The sequence below is a fragment of the Borrelia persica No12 genome, assembly GCF_000500045.1.
Lineage (GTDB): Bacteria > Spirochaetota > Spirochaetia > Borreliales > Borreliaceae > Borrelia > Borrelia persica.
Map to the genome: position 1 here is coordinate 1 of NZ_AYOT01000135.1, position 2,734 is coordinate 2,734.

Genomic DNA, 2,734 nt, shown 5'->3' on the forward strand with positions numbered 1-2,734 from the left:
TAGGTTAGAGAATTATCCTGTTAAAGGATACCCATACAAACGTGGTGTTAAGTTATCTTTTGAGGATGGTTATGAATCTTGTATTGAAGCTGGAGGTGGTACTGATCTATATGGAATATGCATTGACATAGATGATTTTACTCAAACTGCAACAGTAATACCAATAACAAATAATTTTCAAGGGGATTTATTAGCCAAGAATTCAAGAATTAGAATTGGTGATAGGCTGTTATTTAATAAATGTGGTATACTGAAAAAAGTTAAAAAAAATACCCACTATGATAAAAAGAATATTACATATAATGCCATTGCACTTTCAAACTCATTTTTGGATGAAGAGCAAAGACATTATTTAGTAAAAGTACAAATTTATTAAATAAATTTCTTCACCAGAAAAAATTATAATTATTTTTATGTTTTTTCTGGTGAAAAGAATTTTTTGTATTACAGGCTACTTTAGTTATTATTTTTAGTGGTAATTTTTAAAATTCATATTATAATTTATCTTTATTTTATTTAATTGAAAACAAACTACAATAATATTAAATGGAATAATAAATTAAATTTATGAATTGAATTATAAAGAATTCTAAGAAGAAATGTATCATTTATACTAATAACAAATAAATATATTTATTTGTTATTAGTATAAATGATACATTTCTTCTTAGAATTCTTTATAATTCAATTCATAAATTTAATTTATTATTCCATTTAATATTATTGTAGTTTGTTTTCAATTAAATAAAATAAAGATAAATTATAATATGAATTTTAAAAATTACCACTAAAAATAATAACTAAAGTAGCCTGTAATACAAAAAATTCTTTTCACCAGAAAAAACATAAAAATAATTATAATTTTTTCTGGTGAAGAAATTTATTTAATAAATTTGTACTTTTACTAAATAATGTCTTTGCTCTTCATCCAAAAATGAGTTTGAAAGTGCAATGGCATTATATGTAATATTCTTTTTATCATAGTGGGTATTTTTTTTAACTTTTTTCAGTATACCACATTTATTAAATAACAGCCTATCACCAATTCTAATTCTTGAATTCTTGGCTAATAAATCCCCTTGAAAATTATTTGTTATTGGTATTACTGTTGCAGTTTGAGTAAAATCATCTATGTCAATGCATATTCCATATAGATCAGTACCACCTCCAGCTTCAATACAAGATTCATAACCATCCTCAAAAGATAACTTAACACCACGTTTGTATGGGTATCCTTTAACAGGATAATTCTCTAACCTACCAACAACACTACTAGTTACAGTCCCACCTGAATTACTAAGACGTAAATGCTTATCTCTAAAATCTGTATTATTACTAAAGGTAACTCTATCTCTATTCATTTTTACCTTTAACCTCCTATTTTATATATATTATACTAGACTATAGAATATATATATATATATTCTATAGTCTAGACAATCTATTATAGTACAAAAATTAATTTTTACTAACATCTTTAATAAAAAATTATTCAATTTTTACAAAATTTAATTTGTATGTAAATACAATATGTTGGTTATATTCGAATATGTTATCCACTAGATACTGCTTTTACAAGATACAAATAGGCTTGATTGCTAGGTACTAATGCTTGATTATTAAAATATACTTGATCCTTTAATGCTGATGATGGTTGCACACCTGTTGAACATCCAACAATCAATCCAATAACAATCATTATATTAAATAAACTAAACCTTTTTTTTATTAACTTTCTCCTCATTTAATTTTTATTAATCATTTATTATCAATATTTATACATTATCCAACTCACATACCATCCCAGATAACATAATCTTTTCTTGCGTTGTTCTTTCCTTATCATTTTCTATTTCAATTAATTTTTTCTTTATTATATTTTGCAACAAAACAAATTGTTGTTGAAATTGATCGATAAGCTTTAATTTAGTAGTATTAGCTTTTTTATATATTCATCTTTTAAACAAGATGAGATAATCTTTAACAGAAGATTTCTTTAACCTATTTAAAGTAGTCTTTATTAAATAAAAATTTACTATTCTATTTGACTGAAAACAAGCAAAGAAAAACCTATTACAACTGAAATAAAAAATATCCTAAAAACAAATATAAGTGATTCTTCTAGAATATGACCAAGATCTTCGGTAGTAACTTGTGGATTAGAATTAAATTTCTTTCTCATATATATTTTTTATTTCATACTAAAATTAATTAACACTGTAAATGAGCGCCATTATATTTCTTCAAATAACTAAAGTATTTCATATGGATTAAAATTTGTTTTCATAATTTATTATCTTTTTTTTACACAATTTTATAACTACACAAATCTATTACAATCTATACAATTTTATACAATAAACCGAATATTTTTAATTAGAACATACACCAATAAAATACTATTAACAAAAATAACACCTCCCTCACGATTACAATACTATTAACAAAAATAACACCTCCCTCACGATTACAGAGAAAAGTGTGCACATTAACATTTACATATACATAATTTATTAATCACCGTTTATACTGTTTATTTAGTAGCTGGAGTTTGAGTAGTATCAGATTGACTAGCCTCATTTCCACTAGTCTCAGAATATTTTATTCCTTGAAATACTTCTCTTACTTTCTCTAAATTATTTGCTACTGTTTTCTTAATTATTACATCCAATATCCCTAATACCTTATTTACCGCACTTACTCCTGCTGCTTTAACCCCTACAACTTCATTAGC

5 protein-coding genes are annotated in these 2,734 nt (G+C 24.3%); 1 reads left to right on the plus strand and 4 read right to left on the minus strand.

The features are described 5' to 3' along the window. The coding region (locus U881_RS0103050; RefSeq protein ID WP_024653178.1) for a DUF228 domain-containing protein at positions 1 to 376 on the plus strand (376 nt) is incomplete at its 5' end. Positions 377 to 884: 508 nt separating this feature from the next. Here U881_RS0103050 and U881_RS0103055 read toward each other — a convergent pair. The 4 genes from U881_RS0103055 to U881_RS0103070 form a co-directional block, all read right to left on the minus strand. After that, positions 885 to 1,361 carry a DUF228 domain-containing protein gene (locus tag U881_RS0103055; protein ID WP_024653179.1) on the minus strand — a complete coding sequence of 159 codons (477 nt, stop codon included), beginning with the start codon at positions 1,359 to 1,361 and terminating at the stop codon, positions 885 to 887. A 191-nt stretch (positions 1,362 to 1,552) separates the two neighbouring features. Further along, positions 1,553 to 1,744, minus strand: coding sequence for a hypothetical protein (locus tag U881_RS0103060; RefSeq protein WP_024653180.1), 192 nt, complete (start codon positions 1,742 to 1,744; stop codon positions 1,553 to 1,555). A 291-nt stretch (positions 1,745 to 2,035) separates the two neighbouring features. Then, positions 2,036 to 2,182 (minus strand): hypothetical protein, encoded by a 147-nt coding sequence (locus tag U881_RS12700; RefSeq protein ID WP_160164788.1) that lies wholly within the window; start codon positions 2,180 to 2,182, stop codon positions 2,036 to 2,038. Positions 2,183 to 2,533: 351 nt separating this feature from the next. After that, positions 2,534 to 2,734 (minus strand): variable large family protein (locus U881_RS0103070; RefSeq protein WP_024653181.1); only part of this gene is annotated, 201 nt, incomplete at its 5' end.

Excerpts from the sequence above, each read along its gene's own strand:
- U881_RS0103055 (WP_024653179.1), bottom strand. The coding sequence starts at position 1,361 with ATGAATAGAGATAGAGTTACCTTTAGTAATAATACAGATTTTAGAGAT.
- U881_RS0103060 (WP_024653180.1), bottom strand. The coding sequence starts at position 1,744 with ATGAGGAGAAAGTTAATAAAAAAAAGGTTTAGTTTATTTAATATAATG.
- U881_RS12700 (WP_160164788.1), bottom strand. The coding sequence starts at position 2,182 with ATGAGAAAGAAATTTAATTCTAATCCACAAGTTACTACCGAAGATCTT.